The sequence below is a fragment of the Planotetraspora sp. GP83 genome (assembly GCF_041262585.1).
Lineage (GTDB): Bacteria > Actinomycetota > Actinomycetes > Streptosporangiales > Streptosporangiaceae > JAOEGB01.
The window spans coordinates 329,555-351,760 of sequence record NZ_JBGCBZ010000002.1 but is presented as its reverse complement, the minus strand read 5'-3'; the positions used below and the strand labels follow the sequence as shown (position 1 = coordinate 351,760).

21 protein-coding genes and 3 pseudogenes are annotated in these 22,206 nt (G+C 67.6%); 14 read left to right on the top strand and 10 right to left on the bottom strand.

What is annotated here, in order from left to right; all coding sequences use genetic code 11:
* Positions 1-13 precede the first annotated feature (13 nt).
* The 4 genes from nuoL to ABH927_RS04405 are packed head-to-tail and all read left to right on the top strand — an operon-like array spanning position 14 to position 5,990.
* On the top strand, positions 14-1,924 hold the full coding sequence (gene nuoL, locus ABH927_RS04420; RefSeq protein WP_370018266.1) for an NADH-quinone oxidoreductase subunit L: 1,911 nt from the start codon (positions 14-16) through the stop codon (positions 1,922-1,924).
* Positions 1,924-3,429 (top strand): NADH-quinone oxidoreductase subunit M, encoded by a 1,506-nt coding sequence (locus tag ABH927_RS04415; RefSeq protein WP_370018264.1) that lies wholly within the window; start codon positions 1,924-1,926, stop codon positions 3,427-3,429. The genes nuoL and ABH927_RS04415 overlap by 1 nt, the downstream gene beginning before the upstream one ends.
* Complete coding sequence (gene nuoN / locus ABH927_RS04410; protein ID WP_370018262.1) at positions 3,426-4,982, top strand: NADH-quinone oxidoreductase subunit NuoN; 1,557 nt, start codon at positions 3,426-3,428, stop codon at positions 4,980-4,982. The genes ABH927_RS04415 and nuoN overlap by 4 nt, the downstream gene beginning before the upstream one ends.
* Positions 4,983-4,994: 12 nt before the next feature.
* Complete coding sequence (locus ABH927_RS04405; protein ID WP_370018261.1) at positions 4,995-5,990, top strand: polyprenyl synthetase family protein; 996 nt, start codon at positions 4,995-4,997, stop codon at positions 5,988-5,990.
* A gap of 24 nt (positions 5,991-6,014) precedes the next feature.
* On the opposite strand, the gene ABH927_RS04400 is transcribed toward ABH927_RS04405, so the two are convergent.
* Together ABH927_RS04400 and rarD are read right to left on the bottom strand one after the other, a co-directional pair.
* Entirely contained in the window at positions 6,015-6,872 is an 858-nt protein-coding gene (locus ABH927_RS04400; RefSeq protein ID WP_370018259.1) for an LLM class flavin-dependent oxidoreductase, read from the bottom strand.
* A gap of 82 nt (positions 6,873-6,954) precedes the next feature.
* Entirely contained in the window at positions 6,955-7,866 is a 912-nt protein-coding gene (rarD, locus tag ABH927_RS04395; RefSeq protein WP_370018258.1) for an EamA family transporter RarD, read from the bottom strand.
* 146 nt (positions 7,867-8,012) lie between these two features.
* Between rarD and msrA the strand changes: the two genes are divergently transcribed.
* On the top strand, positions 8,013-8,675 hold the full coding sequence (gene msrA, locus ABH927_RS04390) for a peptide-methionine (S)-S-oxide reductase MsrA (RefSeq protein ID WP_370018256.1): 663 nt from the start codon (positions 8,013-8,015) through the stop codon (positions 8,673-8,675).
* 244 nt (positions 8,676-8,919) lie between these two features.
* On the opposite strand, the gene ABH927_RS04385 is transcribed toward msrA, so the two are convergent.
* Together ABH927_RS04385 and ABH927_RS04380 are read right to left on the bottom strand one after the other, a co-directional pair.
* Positions 8,920-9,321, bottom strand: a complete 402-nt coding sequence (locus ABH927_RS04385) for a hypothetical protein (RefSeq protein ID WP_370018254.1) — start codon at positions 9,319-9,321, stop codon at positions 8,920-8,922.
* 13 nt (positions 9,322-9,334) lie between these two features.
* A complete protein-coding gene (locus ABH927_RS04380; RefSeq protein WP_370018252.1) occupies positions 9,335-10,768 on the bottom strand; it encodes a serine hydrolase domain-containing protein in 1,434 nt (477 codons plus the stop codon).
* Positions 10,769-10,969: 201 nt separating this feature from the next.
* Here ABH927_RS04380 and ABH927_RS04375 point away from each other — a divergent pair, with 201 nt between their 5' ends.
* Together ABH927_RS04375 and ABH927_RS04370 are read left to right on the top strand one after the other, a co-directional pair.
* The gene (locus tag ABH927_RS04375) at positions 10,970-11,425 is read left to right on the top strand and encodes an excisionase family DNA-binding protein (RefSeq protein ID WP_370018251.1); all 456 of its coding nucleotides are present in this window, start codon (positions 10,970-10,972) and stop codon (positions 11,423-11,425) included.
* 2 nt (positions 11,426-11,427) lie between these two features.
* Positions 11,428-11,982, top strand: a complete 555-nt coding sequence (locus ABH927_RS04370; protein ID WP_370018249.1) for a PIN domain-containing protein — start codon at positions 11,428-11,430, stop codon at positions 11,980-11,982.
* A 353-nt stretch (positions 11,983-12,335) separates the two neighbouring features.
* Here the strand turns inward: ABH927_RS04370 and ABH927_RS04365 are convergent, their stop codons facing one another.
* From ABH927_RS04365 to ABH927_RS04350, 4 genes and pseudogenes are all read right to left on the bottom strand, one after another.
* A complete protein-coding gene (locus tag ABH927_RS04365; RefSeq protein ID WP_370018248.1) occupies positions 12,336-13,607 on the bottom strand; it encodes an MFS transporter in 1,272 nt (423 codons plus the stop codon).
* Positions 13,604-14,167: a helix-turn-helix domain-containing protein gene (locus tag ABH927_RS04360; RefSeq protein WP_370018246.1), complete on the bottom strand. Its 564-nt coding sequence runs from the start codon at positions 14,165-14,167 to the stop codon at positions 13,604-13,606. Before ABH927_RS04360 ends, ABH927_RS04365 begins: the two co-directional genes overlap by 4 nt.
* Positions 14,168-14,266: 99 nt before the next feature.
* On the bottom strand, positions 14,267-14,467 hold the full coding sequence (locus ABH927_RS04355; protein ID WP_370018244.1) for a PIN domain-containing protein: 201 nt from the start codon (positions 14,465-14,467) through the stop codon (positions 14,267-14,269).
* Between the two features lie 252 nt (positions 14,468-14,719).
* Positions 14,720-15,757, bottom strand: a pseudogene (locus ABH927_RS04350) (ATP-binding protein); the annotation flags it as partial.
* A gap of 360 nt (positions 15,758-16,117) precedes the next feature.
* On the opposite strand from ABH927_RS04350, the gene ABH927_RS04345 reads away from it, so the two are divergent.
* The 3 genes from ABH927_RS04345 (at position 16,118) to ABH927_RS04335 (ending at position 17,216) form a co-directional block, all read left to right on the top strand.
* Positions 16,118-16,324: a hypothetical protein gene (locus tag ABH927_RS04345; protein ID WP_370018243.1), complete on the top strand. Its 207-nt coding sequence runs from the start codon at positions 16,118-16,120 to the stop codon at positions 16,322-16,324.
* Positions 16,325-16,435: 111 nt separating this feature from the next.
* Entirely contained in the window at positions 16,436-16,729 is a 294-nt protein-coding gene (locus tag ABH927_RS04340) for a hypothetical protein (RefSeq protein ID WP_370018241.1), read from the top strand.
* Positions 16,730-16,775: 46 nt separating this feature from the next.
* Entirely contained in the window at positions 16,776-17,216 is a 441-nt protein-coding gene (locus ABH927_RS04335; RefSeq protein WP_370018240.1) for a hypothetical protein, read from the top strand.
* A gap of 687 nt (positions 17,217-17,903) precedes the next feature.
* Here the strand turns inward: ABH927_RS04335 and ABH927_RS04330 are convergent.
* The gene (locus ABH927_RS04330; RefSeq protein ID WP_370018238.1) at positions 17,904-18,533 is read right to left on the bottom strand and encodes a DUF899 domain-containing protein; all 630 of its coding nucleotides are present in this window, start codon (positions 18,531-18,533) and stop codon (positions 17,904-17,906) included.
* Positions 18,534-18,935: 402 nt separating this feature from the next.
* Here ABH927_RS04330 and ABH927_RS04325 point away from each other — a divergent pair, with 402 nt between their 5' ends.
* The 4 genes and pseudogenes from ABH927_RS04325 to ABH927_RS04315 all read left to right on the top strand — a co-directional run bounded on the left by ABH927_RS04325 (position 18,936) and on the right by ABH927_RS04315 (position 21,605).
* Positions 18,936-19,970: a lytic murein transglycosylase gene (locus tag ABH927_RS04325; protein WP_370018236.1), complete on the top strand. Its 1,035-nt coding sequence runs from the start codon at positions 18,936-18,938 to the stop codon at positions 19,968-19,970.
* 162 nt (positions 19,971-20,132) lie between these two features.
* A pseudogene (locus tag ABH927_RS04320) lies at positions 20,133-20,273 on the top strand (ABC transporter permease); the annotation flags it as partial.
* 316 nt (positions 20,274-20,589) lie between these two features.
* Positions 20,590-20,736: pseudogene (locus ABH927_RS34185) on the top strand (DNA glycosylase AlkZ-like family protein); the annotation flags it as partial.
* A gap of 107 nt (positions 20,737-20,843) precedes the next feature.
* Positions 20,844-21,605: a winged helix DNA-binding domain-containing protein gene (locus ABH927_RS04315; protein WP_407072827.1), complete on the top strand. Its 762-nt coding sequence runs from the start codon at positions 20,844-20,846 to the stop codon at positions 21,603-21,605.
* A gap of 81 nt (positions 21,606-21,686) precedes the next feature.
* On the opposite strand, the gene soxR is transcribed toward ABH927_RS04315, so the two are convergent.
* A complete protein-coding gene (gene soxR / locus ABH927_RS04310; protein ID WP_370018405.1) occupies positions 21,687-22,142 on the bottom strand; it encodes a redox-sensitive transcriptional activator SoxR in 456 nt (151 codons plus the stop codon).
* Between the last annotated feature and the right edge of the window lie 64 nt (positions 22,143-22,206).

Genomic DNA, 22,206 nt, shown 5'->3' with positions numbered 1-22,206 from the left:
GCAAGGCGATCTCATGCCGACTTCTGAGATCGCGCCGTTCATCCAGCACTCCGGTGGTGCGATCGGGGCCGCCTGGCTGATGATCGCCCTGCCCCTGGTGGGGGCGGCGGTCCTCCTGCTGGGCGGGAGGAAGACCGACAGGTTCGGCCACCTGCTGGGCGTCGTCACGGCGCTCGCGTCCTTCGTCGTGGCCGTCCTCGCCTTCGTCCAGTTGCTGGGCTTCACGCCGGGCGAGCGCCGCAGAGGGATCGCGCTCTACGACTTCATTCCCGGCATGGCCACCAAGGTGGGGCTGCTGGTCGACCCGCTGTCGATCTCGTTCTGCCTGCTGATCACCGGCGTCGGGTCGCTGATCCACATCTACTCGATCGGCTACATGGCCCACGACCCGGGCAGGCGGCGGTTCTTCGCCTACCTGAACCTGTTCGTCGCGGCCATGCTCCTGCTGGTGCTGGCCGACAACTACGTCGCCCTGTTCGTCGGCTGGGAGGGCGTCGGCCTCGCGTCGTACCTGCTGATCGGGTTCTGGCAGCACAAGCCCTCGGCGGCGACGGCGGCCAAGAAGGCGTTCATCGTCAACCGGGTCGGCGACTTCGGCCTGCTGATCGGCATCTTCACGATCTTCGCGACGTTCCACTCGCTGGAGTTCGCCAAGGTGTTCCCCGCGGCCCACGGCGCGTCGCAGGGCACGCTGACGGCGATCGGGCTGCTGCTGCTCGTCGGCGCCTGCGGCAAGTCGGCCCAGCTCCCGCTGCAGTCCTGGCTCCTGGACGCGATGGAGGGCCCGACTCCGGTCTCGGCCCTCATCCACGCCGCGACCATGGTCACCGCCGGTGTCTACCTCATCGTCCGGTCCGGCGTCATCTTCCAGGCCGCCGAGACGGCCCAGCTCGTCGTGACGATCGTCGGCGTGGCCACGCTGCTCGCCGGTGCGATCATCGGTACCGCCAAGGACGACATCAAGAAGGCCCTCGCCGGGTCCACGATGTCGCAGATCGGCTACATGGTGCTGGCGGCGGGCATCGGCCCGGCCGGGTACGCCTTCGCGATCGCCCACCTCATCACCCACGGCTTCTTCAAGGCCGACCTCTTCCTCGGCGCCGGATCGGTCATGCACGCCATGAACGACGAGGTGAACATGCGGAAGTACGGTGCGCTCCGGAAGGCCATGCCGGTCACGTTCGCCACCTTCCTCATCGGCTATCTGGCGATCATCGGGTTCCCGCTGCTGTCCGGTTACTTCACCAAGGACGGCATCATCGAGACCGCGATGGAGCACAACGCCATTCTGGGCTGGCTCGCCGTCCTGGGCGCGGGCATCACCGGCTTCTACATGTCGCGCCTGGTGTTCATGACTTTCTTCGGCGCGAAGCGCTGGGAGGGTGACGCCCACCCGCACGAGTCTCCGGCCGTCATGACCTGGCCGCTGATCATCCTGTCGGTCGGCGCCATCTTCCTGGGTGGGTTCCTGATCGTGGGCAACCGGTTCATGACCTTCCTGTCGCCCGCCGTCGGGCTTCCGGAGCATCTGCCGGAGTTCAATCCGTTCAGCCTCACCGGTCTCGTCACGCTCGCGCTCGTCGCGGTCGGCGCGGCGTTCGCCTGGTTCCGGTACGGCGCGGCCGAGGTGCCCGCGGTCGCCCCGCGCGGCTCGTTCCTCACCGCGTTCGCCCGCCGTGACCTGTACGGCGATGCGCTCAACGAGGCCCTGTTCATGCGGCCCGGCCAGTGGCTCACCCGGCTCGCGGTGTTCTTCGACAACCGCGGGATCGACGGCGTGGTCAACGGCCTCGCCGCGGGCATCGGTGGCTCGTCCGGCCGGTTGCGCAGGATCCAGACCGGATTCGTCCGCTCGTACGCGCTGTCGATATTCGTCGGCGCCGCCCTCCTGGTCGGTGCCTGGTTCGTCGTAGGGAACCTGTGATGCCCTGGCTTTCCACCCTGATGGGCGTGTCCGTACTGGGCGCGCTGGGCGTGACCCTCGTGCGGAACGACAAGCTCGCCAAGCAGTTCACCCTCGCGGTGTCGCTGGTGGTGCTGGCGCTGACCGTCGCGATGGCGGTCCAGTTCAGCCCGAACGGCGACAAGTTCCAGTTCGCGGAGACCTACAACTGGATCCCCGCGTTCGGAGTCCACTACGGCGTGGCCGTCGACGGCATCGCGCTGGTGCTGATCCTGCTGTCGGCCGTGCTCGTGCCGATCGTCGTGCTGGCCTCCTGGCATGACGCCGAGGCCGGCAAGCGGTCCGTCCGGACGTACTTCTCGCTGATCCTGGTGCTCGAGGCGATGATGATCGGCGTCTTCGCGGCGACCGACGTCTTCCTCTTCTACGTCTTCTTCGAAGCCATGCTGATCCCGATGTACTTCATGATCGGGTCGTACGGCGGGGCCCAGCGGTCCTACGCGGCCGTCAAGTTCCTGCTGTACTCGCTGTTCGGCGGGCTTCTCATGCTCGTAGCCGTGATCGCGCTCTACTCGATCGCCGGCAAGGGCACGTTCATGTTCTCCGACCTCGTCGGGACCATCCAGGACGTGACGACGCAGAAGTGGCTGTTCCTCGGCTTCTTCATCGCCTTCGCGATCAAGGCTCCGCTGTGGCCGTTCCACACCTGGCTGCCCGACGCGGCGGCCCAGGCGCCGGCCGGCGCCGCCGTACTGCTGGTGGGCGTGCTCGACAAGGTCGGCACGTACGGCATGCTGCGCTTCTGCCTCGAACTGTTCCCCGAGGCCGCGAAGTTCTTCACGCCGCTGGTCATCACGCTGTCGGTGATCGGCATCGTCTACGGCGCGATCGTGGCCATCGGGCAGACCGACATGAAGCGGCTCATCGCCTACACGTCGGTCTCGCACTTCGGGTTCATCGCGATGGGCGTGTTCGCCATGACGACGAACGCCGGCGCCGGCGCGACGCTCTACATGGTCAACCACGGCTTCTCGACCGGCGCGCTGTTCCTGATCGCCGGCTTCCTGATCAACCGCCGGGGCTCGCAGTACATCGCCGACTACGGCGGCGTCCAGAAGGTCGCCCCGGTGCTCGCCGGGACGTTCCTGGTCGCGGGCCTGTCCAGCCTCTCGCTCCCCGGGCTCAGCACGTTCGTGAGCGAGTTCATGGTCCTGGCCGGCACCTACGAGAAGCACCTCGTGTTCGCCGTCATCGCCGCGACCGGCGTCATCCTGGCGGCCATCTACATCCTGTGGATGTACCAGCGGACCATGAACGGGCCGACCGCCGAATCGGTGAAGACCCTGCCCGACCTCAACGCCCGTGAGAAGTGGGTCGTCACGCCGCTTATCGCGCTGCTCCTCGTCTTCGGCTTCTATCCCAAGCCGCTGCTCGACGTCATCCATCCCGCGGTGAAGGACACACTGTCCAGCGTCTCCGTCACCGATCCGGCGCCCGCCGTACCCGTTGCCAAGGAGGGCCAGTGAACGGCACCATTCAAGCGCCGACCATTGAGTACGCTCTGCTGGCGCCGATGCTGGTCGTCTTCGGCGCGGCGATCGTGGGCGTGCTCGTGGAGGCCTTCGCCCCGCGCTACCTGCGCTCGGCGATCCACGTGCCGCTCACCCTCCTGTCGCTGGCGGGCGCGTTCGCGCTGACCATCTGGCAGGCGGTGGTCAAGGGCATCCCGACCAAGGCGGCCGCGATGGGCGCCGTGGCCGTGGACGGGCCGGCGCTGTTCATCTGGGGCACCATCCTGGTGCTCGCCTTCGCGAGTGTCCTGCTCATCAAGGGCGAGGACCACTTCGTGGCCGCGGCGTCAGCCGTACCGGGATCGGCCGAGGAGGAGCAGGCCCTGCACGAGGGGGCCGCGCACACCGAGCTCTACCCGCTCGTGCTGTTCGCCGTCGGCGGCATGCTGCTGTTCCCGGCCGCCAACGACCTGCTGGTCGCGTTCGTGGCCCTCGAGGTCATGTCGCTGCCGCTCTACCTGCTGTGCGGCCTGGCGCGCCGCCGCCGCCTGCTCTCGCAGGAGGCCGCCGTCAAGTACTTCCTGCTCGGCGCCTTCTCCTCCGCCTTCTTCCTGTACGGCACGGCCCTGCTGTACGGCTACGCCGGGTCGATCGACCTGGCGAAGATCAGCACAGCGATCGGCGCGGTCGGCGGTCAGGACACGCTGCTCTACATCGGCGCGGCGATGCTCGGCGTCGGCCTGTTCTTCAAGATCGGTGCCGCGCCGTTCCAGGCATGGAAGCCCGACGTCTACCAGGGCTCGCCGACCCCGATCACGGCGCTGATGGCGTCCGGAACCCTGGTCGCCGCCTTCGGGGCGCTCGTCCGGGTGTTCTGGGTCGGGCTGGGCGGTCTCGACTGGGACTGGCGCCCGGTTCTGTACGGTGTGGCGATTCTGACGATGGTGGTCGGCGCGGTCCTCGCCATCACGCAGACCGACATCAAGCGGATGCTGGCCTACTCCTCGATCGCCCACGGCGGCTTCCTGCTGGTCGGCGTCATCGCGACCGGTAAGGCGGCGGCGCAGAACGCGTCGGCGCTGTCGGGAATCCTGTTCTACCTCGTGGCCTACGGCTTGACCACGGTCGGCGCGTTCGCCGTCGTCACGATGGTCCGCGACGCGGGCGGCGAGGCGTGGCACCTGTCCCGCTGGGCCGGGCTCGGCAAGCGCTCGCCTCTTCTGGCCGGCATCTTCGCGTTCTTCTTGCTGGCCTTCGCCGGAATCCCGCTGACCAGCGGTTTCTTCGGGAAGTACGCGGTGTTCCAGGCCGCCGTGTCCGGTGGCGCGCTGCCACTGGTCATCGTCGGTGTGGTGGCCTCCGCCGTGGCCGCGTTCTTCTACGTCCGGGTCATCGTGCTGATGTTCTTCAGCGACCCCGCGGCCGACGGACCGTCGATCGTGCTGCCCTCCTGGGGGACCGCGGCTGTGGTCGGCTTCGCCGTATTGGCTACGGTAGTTCTGGGTGTTTACCCGCAGCCTGTGCTTGATCTGGCGCACTCGGCTGCTCAATCGCTGTTCGTTCGTTAGGAGCCTCGCCTTATGGCCGCGCCGCCCGTTGTGGACATTCCTCTGGTCGACGAGCAGCTGGCCGAGGACCTGGCGAACGGTCTGGCGGCGGTGGAGAAGCTGCTCCGCTCGTCCGTCGAGAGCGAGGACGCCTTCGTCACGGAGGCGTCCAGGCACCTCATTGAGGCCGGCGGCAAGCGCTTCCGGGCGATGCTCGTGCTTCTGGCCGCGCAGTTCGGCAACCCCGACGCCCCGGGCATCGTGCCCGGGGCCGTCGTCATCGAGCTGACCCACCTGGCGACGCTGTACCACGACGACGTGATGGACGAGGCGCCCGTGCGCCGCGGCTCGCCCTCGGCCAACGCCCGGTGGGACAACACCGTGGCCATCCTGACCGGCGACTACCTCTTCGCCCAGGCGTCGGAGCTGCTGGCCGACCTCGGGGCCGAGCTCATCCGGATCCAGGCCCGCACGTTCTCCCGGCTGGTGCGCGGGCAGATCAGGGAGACCGTCGGACCCGCCGACGGCGCCGACGCCGTCGCGCACTACATCCAGGTGCTCGCGGACAAGACGGGCTCGCTCATCGCCACCTCCGGCCGGTTCGGGGCGATGCTCGCCGGCGCGCCGCCCGAGATCGTCGACCGGCTGACCGACGCCTGCGAGGCCATCGGCGTGGCCTGGCAGCTCGGCGACGACCTCATCGACGTGGCGGCGGTGACGGCCGAGTCGGGCAAGACGCCCGGGACCGACCTCCGGGAGGGCGTCCGCACGCTGCCCGTTCTCTACGCCCTCGCCTCCCAGGACCCGGCTGACGGTCGCCTGCGCACCCTGCTGTCCGGCCCGGTGGCCGAGGAGGACGTCGAGGAGACGCTGTCCCTCCTGCGGGCCAACCAGGCGATGGTCCAGGCTCGGCAGGAGCTGACCAGGTGGATCGACCGGGCCAAGGCCGCCCTCGCCACCCTTCCCGACATCCCGGCGAGGACCGCTCTGTCCGCCCTGTGCGACTACGTGGTCGAACGCTCCGGCTGACCTCCACGGCCCCCTGGGTGAGCGTCAGCAACCGCTCAGGAGCTCGACCACGGGCGCGAGGGCCTCGGCGTAGAAGCCGTTGACGGTGACGTAGGAGATGCCGAGCTCGTCGCGGCGGCGCAGCAGCACGTCGGCCATCTCCCGCGGCGAGCCGTCGAGCACGGCGACCACGCCAGGAGTGGGCGCCTCGTATCCCGCCGGCACCCAGGGTGCGGGCTCGGAGCCCACCTGCAGGAGGTTCAGGGACAGCTCGATCTCGTCGAACCGCGTCCCCGCCCGGTCCCGCAGGGCGGCGATCGGCCGCCGCAGGTCGTCGTCCGTGCTGGTCGGCGGGGCGGCCAGGGCCACGATGTCGGCCTCCCTGGCGGCCAGCGCCATCATCCGCTCGCCCGCCCCGGCCACGAGGAACTTCGGCCCCTGCCGCTGCACGGCCTGGCCGAACCGCCCGGGCTCGCTGGACGTCGCCCTGGCCTCGCCGAACGCCGCCCTGGTCTTGGCGATCACCGCCTCCACCTGCGCGATGCGTTCGACCGCCGTGCCGTACGGCACGCCGAGGGCTGCGGCGTCCGCGCGGGCGTCGGGGCGGCCCGCGCCGACGCCCACCTCCAGCCGCCCGCCGGACAGGAAGTCGAGGCCCGCGAGCTCCCAGGCGAGCTGGGACGGGTTGCGGTACGGCGCGGCGAGCACGAACGTGCCCAGGCGGAGACGGGTCGTCGCGGTCGCCGCCGCGGTGAGGGCGAGAAGCGGGGGAAGTGTAGCCAGCATGTCCGGGACGAGCAGGGCCGAGTAGCCGAGGTTCTCGGTCCGCCGCGCCAGGCCCGTCCACGCCTCGGCGTCCGGTGCGAGCGCCGCCACGATCCCGAAGCGAAAATGCTTTGTCATGCCGCCGATCCTCGCGGCGTACCGCACGGCAGTCGTCGGTCCCGGGGCGGCGAAAGCCGTACTCCTGGGGGAGTAGACGTTTCTAGGCGGCTTCGAGGGTGGGAGTCCTGCGAGCCTCGCGACGGGAGGCGCGCGCGGCGCGCAGGCTGTCGTAGGTGAACACGCTCAGCGCGAGCCAGACGACCGCGAAGCCGATCCACCTGCTCGCCGGCATGGTCTCGTGGAAGATCAGGAGCCCGCAGAGGAACTGCAGGGTCGGGGCGATGTACTGGAGCAGGCCGATGATCGTGAGCGGCACCCGGAGCGCCGACGCCGTGAAACACAGCAGCGGCACGGCGGTCACGATCCCGGAGCCGGCCAGCAACAGGGCGTGTCCCACGCCGTGGTGGCCGAAGGTCGCCGTGCCGTTCGCCTGGATGACGAGGAGGTAGGCCAGCGCGGGCACCAGGAGCACGAGGGTCTCGACGGTGAGGCTTTCGGCGCTGCCGACCTGCGCCGTCTTCTTGACCAGGCCGTACGTCCCGAAGCTGAACGCCAGGACCAGGGCGATCCAGGGGAGACGGCCGTAGTCGAGGGTCAGGATGAGCACGGCCGCCGCGCCGAGGCCGACGGCGACCCACTGCCACGGGCGCAGCCGCTCACGGAGAATGACGACGCCGAACAGCACGCTGACCAGCGGGTTGATGAAGTAGCCCAGCGCGCTCTCCACGACATGGCCGCTGTTGACCGCGTAGATGTAGGTGCCCCAGTTGATCGAGACGGTGATCGCCGCGAGGGTGAGGAGGAGCAGTTGGCGACGGGTCAGCGTGCGATACCACGACCAGTGGCGCCTTAAAGCCAGGATCACGACGACGGCGACGAGCGACCACACCATCCGATGGGCGAGGATCTCCACTGCCCCGGACGGCTTGAGCAACGGCCAGTAGAGGGGGAACAGGCCCCACATGGTGTAGGCGGCGATGCCGTACAGGGCTCCACGGCGCGTTTCAGGCATGAAGCCCATTGTGACTGCTTACCGGTATTTAACTCAAATAAGTAGTGCTTGGCTTGGATGTTAAGAGATTCTTACGGAAGGCGCACTTGAAGGAACAACGAGCCTCGGCATCTGGTTGGGTCTGTCAGAGCGGATGGAGGTTCGAGATGGGCTGGCTCTTCGGCCGGAACAAGACATCGATGGTGGACCCCTCGGAGGCGCTGCCGGGCCGTTCCGAGGTGATGCCGGTGGCCACCCGCCACATGGTCCTGGGGGCGCCGCTGGCGCCGCCGTACCCCGAGGGGACGGAGATCGCCGACTTCGGGCTGGGCTGCTTCTGGGGAGCCGAGCGGAAGTTCTGGCAGACGCCGGGCGTCGTGTCCACGGCGGTGGGCTACGCGGGCGGGTACACCCCCAACCCGACTTACGAGGAGGTGTGTACGGGCATGACCGGGCACACCGAGGTCGTCCGGGTGGTGTTCGACCCGACCCAGGTGTCCTATGAGGAACTCCTCAAGGTCTTCTGGGAGGCGCACGACCCCACGCAGGGCATGCGGCAGGGCAACGACGTCGGCACGCAGTATCGCTCGGCCATCTACACCCACGGGCCGCAGCAGGAGAAGGCCGCCCTGGCGTCCAAGGAGGCGTACCAGGACGTGCTGACCAAGGCGGCGTACGGCGAGATCACCACCGAGATCGCCCCCGCCCGCGAGTTCTACTTTGCGGAGGATTATCACCAGCAGTACCTCTACAAGAACCCCAACGGCTACTGCGGCATCGGCGGAACGGGCGTCGCGTGCCCCGTCGGCCTGACCACCGGTGAGGCGTAGACCAGCGTCGGCAACCGGTCGTTCAGCACAGCCATCCCGGCCGAGAGAAGTTCAGCCTCGTTCTGAGGCTGCGACCTCGCCTCGATGGTCTCTCCAGTCTTTCTCGCTGTTCGGGAAACCCGACCTTCGTCCCGGGCGGAGAATGGGATTTCCCGAACAGCGGCGTCGGTGCGGGGCCATCGACGTGGACTCTCGACAGTGCAGGCGAGGTGGACACGCCCTCCAGGGGGAGGCGCGGTGGCCGTCACCGGACGATCTTCGTGTCACCCGCGACCAGGGAGAGCGGGAGATTCAGCGCGCCCCCCGCCGCGAACACGCCCAGCGCGGGGGCTGGCCGAGGCATCCGCCGGCCGGCCAGCAGGCTGACCACGAAGATCACCCCTGTGGCGGCGCTGCTCCACACCGGGACTGCGTCGGTCATGCCCAGCGCCGTCGCGGCGCTCGTCGCGGCGCACACCCCCAGTGAGACGACCGGGAACGACGCGACGAGTGCCGTGGCCACGACGAGCGCCGACAGGGCACCCGCCCACGCCCACGCGGGCAGCTCGGCAGAGGATACGATGATGACGATCAGCAGTATCGCGAGCACGCCCCGCGCCCATGGTGGTACGGGCCAGCTGGTCAGCCACCCGCGGCCGTCGTTCATCACAGCGCCGACGCTATCTCGTGGCGAGCGGGGCGGATCCGTCCGGTACAGGGGGAGCCACGGCTGAGCGGCGCAGGCGGACCAGCGCGGCGACGTGGGCGGCCAGCACGCCGGCATTCATCACGGTCGCGACCGCCGACCAGGCGACCAGCGCCACCGAGTAGTAGCACAGCTGGATGAAGGTGATGTCCCGCCCGCCTCCGACGAGTTGACCGAGCAGGCCGGGAAGGCTGGTCAGCAGCACAACGAGGGGAACGAGCCGGGGCGCCAGCCGCAAGGTGAGCCGCCACGACGGTCGGGCGGCGAGCCGGGCGGCCCAGGCCCGCGTGCGCCGCAGGTTGCGGACGCCGAGGAACACGCTCAGCAGGGTGAGGCCGGCCAGCAGCAGGTCGACGACAAGTCGCACCGGGGCGCCCGCTTGTGGCACGCCGCCGGTCCCGAGGGTGAGCAGCTCGTCCGTCAGCGCGCCGATTCCCTCGTTGCCGAGGCCGATGCCGCTGTTGCCGACGACCGCGATGCCGTAGCCGCCGGGAAGCAGGAGTTGGTCGGCGGTGTAGGTGAACCAGATGCCATTGTGGTTGACCCGGCCCTTTTGATCGGTGTCCCAGCCCATGCCGTACGTCCACCGCCGGTCAGAAGAGGTGTGCATGGCTGTGACGCTCGCGGCGGACACCAGGCGGGTCCCGTTCGCGGCCAGGCCCCCGTTGGCCTGCATGATCAGCCATTGGGCCATGTCCCCAGCAGTGGTGATCACGCCGTCGGAGCCGTTGACGAACCGGGTCGGCTCAGTGGCGGGAATCGACATGCCGTAGGTGTAGATATATCCCTTACGCACGGTGTTCGGAAGATCGCGTGGAGTCTGGTTGATCGTGATGGTCGTGCGCATGCCGATCGGCTCGAACACGTGACGCCGCATATAGTCCGCGAACGGCTCGCCGGTGATGACCTCCACCAGCCGGGCGGCGAGGTGGTAGTTCGTGTTGGTGTAGTAGTGCTTCGTGCCGGGCTCGGCGGCCAGCGTCGCCTCGCGCGCACGCGTCACGGCGTCCGTAGGCGTTCGCGGCTGCGGCAGGCTCTTCTCCGGAAGTGTGCGATCGGTGATCCCAGAGGTCTGGTTCAGCAGTTCGCGTACCGTGATTCGCGTCCCGCGTGGGTCGTTGATCCGGAAATCTGGCAGGTAGTCGCGCACCGGTGCGTCCAGCACCACCTTCCCTGCCTCGGCCAGTTGCATGACGGCGAGCGCTGTGAACGACTTGCTGACCGACGCCACCGGCATCGGCGTGGTCGCCGTCACCGCGGCGCCGGCCGAGTCATGGCCGTACCCGCCCGGCCGGCGAAGCCCGCCACCACCCGCTCCACAGCCGCTTTTTCCGGCACCGTCGCTGCGAACCCCGGGTCCGCCGCTGACAGCACCATCAGCCCGGCGGACGCCGCCACGCCCAGCCATCGTCTCGCGCTCTTGCGCACAGCACGCTCCCGTCGTCTGTTGACGACGGCCACGCTAGGTATCGCGTGCTCTTGTCACGGGACCCGAAGGACATGGCCCATCCCTGACTTTCGTCAGGACATCATCCTGCGTTACCGATCTTCAGACGTCTGGTTGCGTTTATTGCGTCTGTTGCGGATACTGCGAGAAGGAGGTTTCGCCATGACTGAAGTGCAGGCCAAGCGTGTTCGGCCTGGAAGCATCGACGCCGAGATGGCTGGTCGCGCCGTGCGCCGGATCAAGGACTACCTCATGCGGTATCCCGAGCAGTCAACCATTCGAGCGACCGGCGAGCACGGCAGCGAGGACCCCTTGATCTTGCCTCGCGAAGCCGTGAGTCTCCTGGCCTTCATCCTTGCCCAGGCGGCTGAGGGGCGAGGGGTAACGGTCGTACCGTCTCATGCCGAGGTCACGACGCAAGAAGCAGCGGACATGCTGAACGTCTCACGTCCATATTTGATCAAGCTGCTAGAGGAGGGGGCGATCCCCTTTCGGCTGGTCGGCAAGCACCGGCGTGTCACATACGAGGACCTTCAGGAATACAAGCGTCGTGATGACGCCAAGCGCCGTACGGCTGCGGACGATCTAGCCGCGCTCGGCCAGGAGTTGGGTATCTGAGCATGGGCTTTGTGGTGGTGTACGACGCGAACGTGCTCTACGGCAACACGCTCCGAGATCTGCTCATCCGCCTGGCCATGACGGGACGGCTCCAGGCCAAATGGACCAACGGGATCCTCGATGAAATGCAGCGCAACCTCGCCGCCAATCGTCCGGACATCCCTGCCGAGAAGCTGGGCAAGCTTCGCCTGCTCATGAACTCGGCTGTCCGAGACTGCCTGATCGAGGGGTACGAGCCTCTTGTCGACGGGTTGAAGCTACCGGACGCGGATGACCGGCACGTGCTTGCGGCGGCGATCAAGGTGAGGGCGCAAGTGATCGTCACGTCTAACCTTAGGGACTTTCCTCCCGAGCACTTGACGCCTTGGGACATCGAGGCGAAGTCTCCCGACGACTTCGTGTTGGACCAGATTGATCTCGACGGACGCACCGTGTGGGCCTGCGTTCAGCAGATCGCGGACTCACGGCTCAACCCCCCGGAGACCGTGGACGACGTGCTCGACGCTCCGGAAAGGGCCGACCTCGTTGAGTCGGTCGCAGCCCTTCGGGCCGGTTAGCTCGCCCATGCGCCGTGGACATGGCGGCGGACATGACTTATTGCCCGAAGTGGACCGCTACCACCAGCAGTACCTCTACAAGGTCCCCAACGGCTACTGCGGCATAGGCGGCACCAACGTCAAGCTAGGTGACTCATCTGAGTGGGGCGCCTGCCAGACGGGGCCTGGTTCCCACGGAGGAGTAATCCTCGAGATCGCGCTTGTACGGCTCACACTCCTCGGACCACGGGCCCCCGGACCCCCAGCGTCTCGTCTTCCGAGTGTTGATCGGGACTCACAGCCTCCGATTCGGAGGCTGTGAGTTGTAGGGCGACAAAGGGCATGAGATCGACGTGGCGCGGCTCCCGCGATGGTCACCGTTGTCGCATGGGCATGCGGGTGGGGAAGTCGCGCTTGGGGCGGATTGGGCTGAGCAGCAGGATCGCGACTGAGAGGAGTTGGGTGGCCGCCATCAGCCACAGCGTCCCGCGGGCGCCGATGGCCTCGCCTAGCGTGCCGCCCAGCAGCCCGCCGAGGGGGATCGCGCCGTAGTTCAGAGCCGAGGTGCTGGCGGTGATCCGCCCGAACAGGTCGGCCGGGCAGTAGTGCTGGCGGAAGGTGCTGGTCAGGATGTTCGAGGCGACGACACCGGCGCCGGTGCCGAAGCCCGCGGCGGCGAAGAACGTCAGGCCGGCGCCGCCACTGCTGATCGGCCCGAGCAGCATCATCGGCGCCGCGAACGCCTCGCACAGCAGAAATCCCCGTGCCGTCCCGAACCGTGTGGCGATGCGGCCCGCCAGCGACGCGCCGAACAGGCCGCCCGCGCTGGCCAACGCCAGCACGACGCCTACCTGTCCCGCCCCGGCACCGAGATCCCGGGCGAGAAACACGACCTGGATCGACTTGTAGCCCATCAACGCGATGTTCGACATCGCGCTGAAAGTGGTGAGCGTACGCAGGTACGGGTCGCTTACCACGAACCGTAGCCCTTCATGAATCTCTGCGAGCAATGGCCGTTTCGCCGTGCTGTCCCGGCGCGTCTCCCTGGTGTGAACGGAGCGGAGGCACAGCACGGCGATCCCGAAGCTGATCGCATCCGCCAGTACGCCGCTTACCGCGCCGAACGCTTGCACGAGCAGCCCTGCCAACCCGGGGCCGGCGATCTGCGCGGTCGATTCGCTGCCCTGGAGCTTGGTATTGGCTTCCAGGAGCCGATCCCCCTCGACCAGGGTCGGCAGGTAGGCCCGATAGGCGAGGCTGAAGAACACCCTCGCGGAACCGCCCATCGTGGCCACCACGAGCAGGTGTGTCATCGTGAGCGCGCCTAGCCAGGCCGCGATTGGCACGCTCGCGAACACCACCATTGACACGGTGTTGCACACCAGCATCATCGGTCGTTTCGGCAGTCGGTCCACCCATGCGCCGGCGGGCAGTCCGACCAGCAGCCACGGCAGCCAGGCGGCCGCGGTGAGCAGCCCGACGGTGAATGTGCTCGCGTGCAGGGTGACCACGGCGACCAGCGGCAGAGCCACGCCGGCCACCGAACTGCCGAGCATGCTGGTGGTCTCGCCGGCCCACAGCAGCCGGAAGTCCCGCATCCGCAGCAGGCCACCCTGCACGACCCGCGATGAGATCGCTGCGGTCACGGACGCCCCGGAACGGCGCGGACGGTGAGGAAGACAAGCTTGCGCTCCTGGCCGTCCTCGGGGATCTCCCGGTCGGCCAGCGAGGCGAGCAAGGCGAGAATCTGCTCCTCCAACTCGGCGAGCTCGGCGACCGACAGCCGCGCCCAGTGGTCAGCCGTGAACGCCGCTCGCCGCCACGGCTCCGGGTAGCCATCGCGCTCGGCGAACCACTGTCTGGCCAGGGCCGCCTGTCGGTCCAGAACCAGCGACTCGGCGGCCTCGGCGACGGGGTCGTCTGGAAAGTCCGATGGCGACCAATTGAGTCGACCCGACACCGCGCGCCACCAGCGTTCCCGGCGATCACGTGCGAGCTCGGGTACCTCTTCGACGAGTTCGCTGGCGGCGAGGACCTTCAGGTGATGGCTGACGTTGCCGACAGCCTGCCCGGTCTTGCCGGCAAGCACCGACACCGTGGACGGGCCGTCCACACGCAGGACATCGAGCAGACGTCGGCGTAGCGGATGGGACATCGCGGCGAGGACCTTCGAGTCGTGAATCTCGCGCAGTGGACGATCAGGCACGCATTCACCCTAATTGCACAAATGTTATTGTGCAACTGCTCTTGTGTATTGTGATCGGGGTCTGCGACCTCAACGGCTCTGTGGCCTCGGCAGCAGCCGTTATGGGAGCAGTTGCAGGGCGGCGACATGCCGGGGGCGCACGATACTGAAGTGGCGACGATCCAGAGTCGCAACCGCGGGCAGCCCGAGCCGCTCAGCGATCGCGATCACGGATGCGTCGACTGCGCCCAAGGGGAGATCCTTGTACAGCCGTATGAGTTCCGTGATACGCGTGATGCCCTTCGGCTCGACAGGGATCAACTCCAGCTCGCCGCTGTCGATGGAGTCGAGGAACGCGGACCCTTCGGCGTGCTGCTTGATTGACAGTCAGGAGGCTGGGGTCGCTTCCCACAGCGCGGACAGTGGCAGGGCCCGCATTCGGTCCCCGAATGGGAGCGTTTCTTGACCCGCGTAGAGGACGAAGCCGGCGATCAGGCGGTCACCGAGCTTGCGGGCCAAGTGCTGGAGTCCCTTGAAGTCGTCTGCGCGTACGGTTTCGGCGGCCTTGACCTCGATGCCGACGACTTCGCCGGATGCTCGTTCCAGGATGCCGTCCACCTCGACGTTGTCTCGGTCACGATAGTGGTAGAGGCGTACGGGCTCCTCGGCCCACGTCAATTGGCGAGCCAACTCGCCGAGGGCGAAGTTCTCTAGAAGGGGACCCACCGGGGCGGTTATGCCTGTAGTTCGGGCTGGGGTGAGACCTGCCAGGTGTGCCCCCAGTCCGGAGTCCACGATTAGTAGCTTGGGGGTCGCGACCGCGCGTGTTGTGGCGTTGGACGACCATGCCGGTATCCGCCTGATGACATAAACCAGGTCGAGCAGATCGACGTACCGTTTCACGGTGTTGCGTGGAAGTCCCAGGTCACGACTGATGTTGTCGATCACTGCCAGCCCGCCCATGCGTCCACAGAGGACGTTCAGCAGGCGCCGCATGTCCGCGGGTCGCTCGATATCGGAGACCTGTTTCACGTCTCGGTTGATCAGATCGGAGATGTAGGACTCGAAGAACCGTGCCCTTCTCCGATGCGTAGGACGGTGGACCGCCTCCGGGTAGCCGCCCCTCAGTGCGCGGTCAAGGTAGTCAGCTCTGCGGAGCCGGGATCTCGGAGTTGCGAGGTCACGGCCCTTCTGGAACGCCGCGTCCACGAATCCGTCGGCGCTGCGCTCGATCTCCCCCTGGGAGAGCGGCCAGAGTTCGATCGTCTCGGATCGACCAGGAAGTGCGTCGGGAAGATCTCGTAGGCCGAGTAGTCGGGCCGAGCCGGTCAGCAGGAAGCGTCCTGGGCGAGGGTCGGCATCCACTTCGCGTTTGATGGAGAGCAGGAGGTCAGGTACGCGCTGGACCTCGTCGATGAGTATGAGCCCGTTGTGGTGGACGATCCCGTCAGGATCCTGTCGTGCCGCAGCGCGTACCGCCGCCTGATCCAGGTAAATCTCCCGTGATCCTGGCGTCCTGTGCACGATCGCCTGGGCCAGGGTGCTCTTGCCGACCTGCCTGGCACCATTGATCACTACGACACGGGTGTCGACGAGTGCTTCCACAGCCATGGCTTCCGCACGCCGGGGGAAGACCGTCAGCTCATCGGTGTCCACCGGCTCAGGATATGGCGATCCACCTCTGAGCGTGGCAGATTTGCCGCATCTATCATGGCAGATTCGCCGGATAGCTCATGGCCAGTCTGCCGCACATCTCATGGCAGTTCTGCCGTTGCGCTATAAGCCATGCCCACTCGTGCGGCAGGTCGCGGTCCTGGGTCATGGCTACTGCGGCATAGGCGGCACCGGTGTCAACGCAGGTGGCCCTTCGGCCCGGTACCCGACAGGGCTGACGAGCTCTTCAGAGGAGTAGGCGGGCCCGGCGTGTACTTTCGCTACTTGATCCGGAACCGCCCTAGTTAGACTTAGGACATGAGCGTGATGCGTGACGAGCTCCACCACCTCGTGGATCGGCTGCCCGAGGAGAAGGTGGCTCCCCTGCTCAGCCTCGTCCGCGGCCAACTGGACGAACAGCCAGTGGTCCGGGACCTGCCGTTCATCGGAACGCTTGAAGCGGAGCCGGATTTCGCCGAACGCGCAGAGGAGATCCTCAACTCGGAGGACAATCACTCTTTGTGATCGTCATCGACTCCGGTCCCCTCGTCGCAGCGGTCAACAGCCGCGACAATCACCATCAGGCGTGCGCCCGGCTTCTCCAGACCCCCGGGGCGGCTGCTCGTTCCAGCGACAGTGGTCACCGAAGTCTGCCAACTGATTGAGAAGCGGCAGGGCAGCAATGCGGAAGCGGCCTTCCTGAATTCCTTCGGATCCGGCCTGACGTTGGTGGATCTGACCAGCGAGGACCTGATCCGGATAGTCCCGCTGATCGAGAGTTGCGGCTTCGCGAACACGAAGCGTTCGGCCGAGGCGAACTCCAGCGGCCTTTCCCTCGTCGGGCTCCTTGGCGGCATTTCAGTAGTTACGTGGTCGGCGTGTGCTCGGTTCGCCGGCCGCGTGCTGGGTCCGGCGCCCCTTGGCCTCTAATGGCGCGTGTGATCCACTTGTGCGGGTGAGCACTGTCCTCGGAAGCTTGATCGCCGTTCTCGGGACTCTCTTCGGATCCTTCAGCACCTACCTGTTCCAGCAGCGGACCGCCAGGCGGGCCGAGGCAGGCGCTCGGCAGGAATGGCTACGCCGGGAGCGTGTGGCCGCCTACAGCGAATTCGCTGCTGCGTTGACCGAACTCAAGCGCGCCATCGTCGCCGTATGGCTGAGCCGCTCGGATGCGGCCGCACACAAGCAGCTTCTCGCTGACGCTGATCGCCTGGGTGCTCTCGCCGAGACGGCACGTTTTCGGTTGCGGCTACTGTCGGGCAGGCCGGAACCGATCGCCGATACCGCGTTCACGCACATAGACGCGCTGCGTCACGCACCCGACGCGAATGAACTCAAGATCCGTGAGACTGAATTCGAGTTGGCCGTATCCGCGTTCGTCACCGCTGCCTCGGAGCGTCTCCTGGGCGGAGAGTAGACAAGCTGCTGGGCTTTGCCTAGGTGATGGCGAGCGAGGTTCGCCGGTCCTTGGAGCGCGCCGACAAGCGCGCGAGGTGCCGAGGAAGCTGCACCTCGTCCAGTGTCACTGAAGCACTCGGGGTCTCATCGTCGAACGCCATGCTCCACGGGCGGTTCGTCAGCAGGCCCGGCTCTTCAACGGCTTGGGTGAGCAGGAATTATGACCTGGGGTGAACGAGCTGATAGTGGTCAACCACTCCGCCAACATGGCCAAGGGAGGCCAAGGACCGCAGAGCTGGCGTCCGCCAATCCTCCGGTGTACCCGTAGTCGCCCCGCGGGGTCCATATCACCAGCAGCACCGCCGCCACGATCATGCCCGCGACGGCGAGCGCCTCCCGCCGTCCGTCGCTGCCGACCCGAACGCGCCGCCATTGCCCACGCCGGAGAAGGCGGCGACGAACAGCCCGGACAGCGCCGGCACCACCCCGGCCAGCCGCCATGGTTCGGCGAACCGCGCCAGGCGCCGTGATCGGAGACCCGAGGTGTCAACAACCTCCGTCAGTCTTGGAACCCCGGCCGGGCGGCCAAATGCCTACGCCGACATCGCGCTGCCCATAAGGCACTCGCTCAGCTTCCACAGACGGCGGGCCGCTTGGAATCGAGCGGCGACGAGTGCTACGCGAAATCGCGTCTCATGCGGCCCACCTATCCGTAGGTGGGGTGCTGGGGCCAGCCGGGTGGAGAGTCCTCCCAATCCTCCTGCCGGCCGTACGGGGTCAGGTCGAGGATGCTGTTGACGAAGACGAGCCGGTCAACGCCGCGGGAGGTGGTGTTGTACGTACGGTAGACGTCTTCGCCGTCGCGCAGGAACACACTGAGCATGAAGCCGCCACCGGCGCCGCAGTCGTCCGCGAACGAGGTGCCGTGCGATGACACGAACGGCAGCGTCCATCCCATCCGAGCCTTGTACGCCTCGATCTGGGCGAGCGGCATGTTGGACACGGTCACCCATGTAACCCCGCGGTCGGCGAGCTGGGCCAGCCCGGCCGAGGGAACGTTGTTGGTGAACCCGGTGCAGCCCGGGCAGTAGTGGTCCGGCCCATTGTCCATGAACTGGTAGACGACCAGTTGTCCCCGATCCTCGAACAGTTCGAGCAGGGTCTTGGGGCCAGCCGGGGTGTCGAAGACGTACCCGTTGTCGAACCTGACCATCGGCAGGCGGCGGCGTCGCGCGGCGACCGCGTCGAGCGCGCGGGTGGTTTCCTTCTCGGCCTTGAGCAGCTCATCGCGGGCCCGCTGCCACTCCTCGGCTGTAACGATCTCCGGTTTCTCCATGCGCCGATTGTGCCCGCAGGCACCGACAGAACTCCGGTTTGACAGCTGTCCGTGCCTTGCCGGGCGAAAGGATCAAGTGGCGTACGGTCAGCTGTCGACGGTCATGCGCTGGGTGCCGATGACCTTCAGGAGCTGGAGGGACTGGTAGGCGGGGACCCCGGGGGCGGCAGTGAAGATCACCACCTGCTGCTCCGGTCGGGAACGGTCAGCACGTCGAAGTCCAGCTCGATCGGCCCGACCTGCGGATGCCGTACCGTCTGGCGCAGGTGGCGCGCCCCCACGGACGCGAGGCCCCGCTCGAGTCTTGATCTCTTGGTCGAGTCCTGGTCTCTTGGCCGAGCGCCACAGCGAGAAGTGAGAAAACAGCCTGAGAGCTCGCCGCTGGGCATACGTTTGGGACCGATGAAGGATATGCATGCCGGGGTCGCATGGTCAGGACAACGCCACCGGCCGGCCGGGCGGCCGGGGAGGCATCTGGCCGCCTCGCTCGTCGGTCTCACTGTCCTGATCTCGGGGTGCGCCGGCTCGGAGGGCGCCGCCTCACCGGGTGCGCTCCGCCAGACCGCGACGCGACGGGGGCCGGAGCCGTCGGCGACGCCCTCCGCGGTTCCCTCGGCCAAGGAGTCCTCCCATCAGGAGCCCTCCCATCAGGAGCCTTCCCGCCAGGCGCCCGTCCTGCCCGCCCCGGACGCGGCGATCCCCAAGGACCCGCCGCGGCTGGCCGACTCCCTGACCGGCACAGCCACGCAGCTCCGACGTGCCGTCGATGACTGGGTGCGCGACGGAGGCCCCGCCAAGGCGAACGCCCCTGAGCCGGTGGTCCTGCTGGCACTGCACGAGCAGCGCATCTACCGATACCTGGCCCGCAACCCGGAGGTCGCGTCCCGCACCTACGACAGGTTGCCGAAGGACCTGGCCGGGCAGGCGCGAGACAACGTGACGGCCGTCCGCAACCTGCTCTCCCTCGCCCGGCCCATCAGCGGACCGGTGAAGTTCCGCGTCCGGCCGCCTGAGCCCGCGGATGTCCTGCTCGGCGACTTCCGGCGGGCCGAGCGCCGGTTCGGCGTCGAGTGGGAGGTGCTGGCGGCGGTGATGTTCGTCGAGACCAAGTTCGGCCGAGTGAGGTCGCCGAGCTATACCGGCGCGCAGGGCCCCATGCAGTTCATGCCGGGCACCTGGGCCGCGTACGGGATGGGTGGTGACGTCCATGACACCAAGGACGCCCTGCTTGCCGCGGCAAACTATCTGCACGCGTCGGGGGCGCCGCGCGACTACCGGCGTGCGCTGTACGCCTACAACCACTCCCAGGCGTACGTCGACGCTGTGCTACTGCATGCTCGGCAGATGAAGCGGGACATCAGGAATTACTACGGCTACTACAACTGGCAGGTGTTCGTCATCACCACCCGTGGCGAGCGTCGCCTGACCGGTCCCTGAAGGCGCGGAAAGTCACTGGTCAAAGGGCCCAGGAAGCGCTCACTGTTCGGCCGGAGCGGGGCACTCGACGTGACCGTCGAGCTGCCGGCCGGCTCGGACGTCCAGGGCACCTCGCCGATGGCGGACTTCACGTGCGAAGGCCGTCTCCGGGACTGCCGGCCGGTGCGCTGGTTCGCCGAGTATCAGCCCTTCACACCGCTCATCGAGACGCTGCCGGGACTGCTGATGGGCACTCCGATCGGCAACAGCGGCATCATCGCTCTGGCCTGGTGCGCCGGCCTGACCCTGGCCGGCTACCTGTGGCGCGGTCGGCCTTCAAGAACGTGGGGTCACGCTGACCAGCATTCCGGTCAGAAGGTGACCGGAAGCCTCTCTAGCGTGGATCCCGCAGCCCCCGAGAAAGGGAACAGGGAATGATCACTCGCGAGAACCGGCTGGTGGACCTGCCGTCTCGGCCTGGCACCGGAAGGCATGACGGTGCGGCGCGCGCGAGCCGGCTCTCGCGGCGCGCGCGAGCCGGCTCTCGCGGCGCGCGCTCAACCGGGCACTGCTGCACCGGCAGTTCCTCGTGGAGCGCACCGGCCGCACTCCGCTGGAGGCCATCGGGCACCTTGTCGCCATGCAGGCCCAGGAGCCCAACTGGCCCTATGTCGGGCTGTGGAGCAGGATCGACGGGTTCACACAGGCCCACCTGAGCGTGCTGCTGGACAAGCGGCTGGTGGTCCGATCGGCGCTGCTGCGCAGCACCCAGCACCTCGCCGTGGCCGACGACTTCCGCCGGCTGCGGCCGGCGCTCCAACCGGTTCTCGACCGTACGGCGCGCTCGCCGTACTTCGCGAAGGTGAGCGCGGGTCTCGACACCGTGTCTCTCTCGTGGCGGCCGGCACGGAGATCCTGGCCGCTGGGACGCTGCCGCGGCGGGAGTTGGGCCGGATGCTGGCGTCGCGCCACCCCGGCCGCGATGGGAAGATCCTGGCCGGGGAGGTGGAGCTCAGGACACCGCTGGTCCACACGCCCGAGACCGGGCAATGGGGCGGCTGGGGCACCAGGGCCGCCATCTCGGTCACCCGCGCTGAGGACTGGCTCGGCGCGCCCATGGAACCGGCGCCGGTCGAGGAACTCGTGCGCCGCTATCTGGCGGCGTTCGGGCCCGCCGGGGTCATGGACGTGCAGGCGTGGTCGGGGCTCACCCGGCTGCGCGAGGTTATTCACGCCATGCGTGGTGAGCTGCGCTGTTACCACGACACCGAGGGCAGGGAACTGTTCGATCTGGAGTCGTCGCCGGAGCCGTCCGATCCCGGCATGCCCGTCCCGGTGCGGTTCCTGCCCGCCTTCGACAACCTCCTGCTCGGTCACGCCGACCGCACCCGGGTGATCAGCGACTCCGACCGCAAGCGGGTGATGCCGGGCGGAGCGATGGTGCTGCCGACCTTCCTCGTGGACGGGTTCGTACACGGAAGCTGGTCGCTCAAGGGCACCACCCTGTGTCTCACCCCGTTCAGGTCACTGGCGGCGGCCGACCTGAGGGCGGTGACGGACGAAGCCGAGCGCATGCTGCCGTTCCTCGGAGCCACGGACATGATCACAAACGGTGTCGGCCCTGATCGGACCGCGTACGGCGGAATCCATGCATGATCACGATCCGGGGAGCCGCACGTCCCCGAGCTTCCCGGGAAACCCTGCATGATCACGGCGACGGGTTACCTGACCGGCTCCCTAGGGGCTGAACAGGCGACGCGGGCCCGGGCCTTCTTGGCCGAGCTTGTCGCCTGGGTTGACCAGCGCACACTGCTCGAACGACAGGCAGCCGCAGCCGATGCACTCGGTGAATCGATCCCGTATCCGTTCCAGCCGCTCAATACGGGCGTTGAGTTCGGTATTCCAGCACGCGGATGCCCTGACCCAGAACTCGCGGGTCGGAGCCGCTTCCTCGGGCAGCAGGGCGAGTACGTCGCGGATCATCGTGAGGGGGATGCCGAGGTGGTGTGAGGCACGGATGAAGGCGACCTGACGAAGGGTCTCGCGGCCGTAGCGGCGCTGGTTCCCGGCGGTGCGCCGACTTCGGATGAGCCCTTGGCGCTCGTAGAAGCGCAGGGCCGAGGCCGGAACTCCGCTGTGGCCGGCCACCTCGCCGATCGTGAGCTCCGTGGCCTCTGCCGGTAGCGATGCCATGCGGATCACACTAGCTTGACTTGAACCTTTGTTCAGGTTCGACACTTCCCGGTACGGCACCGCG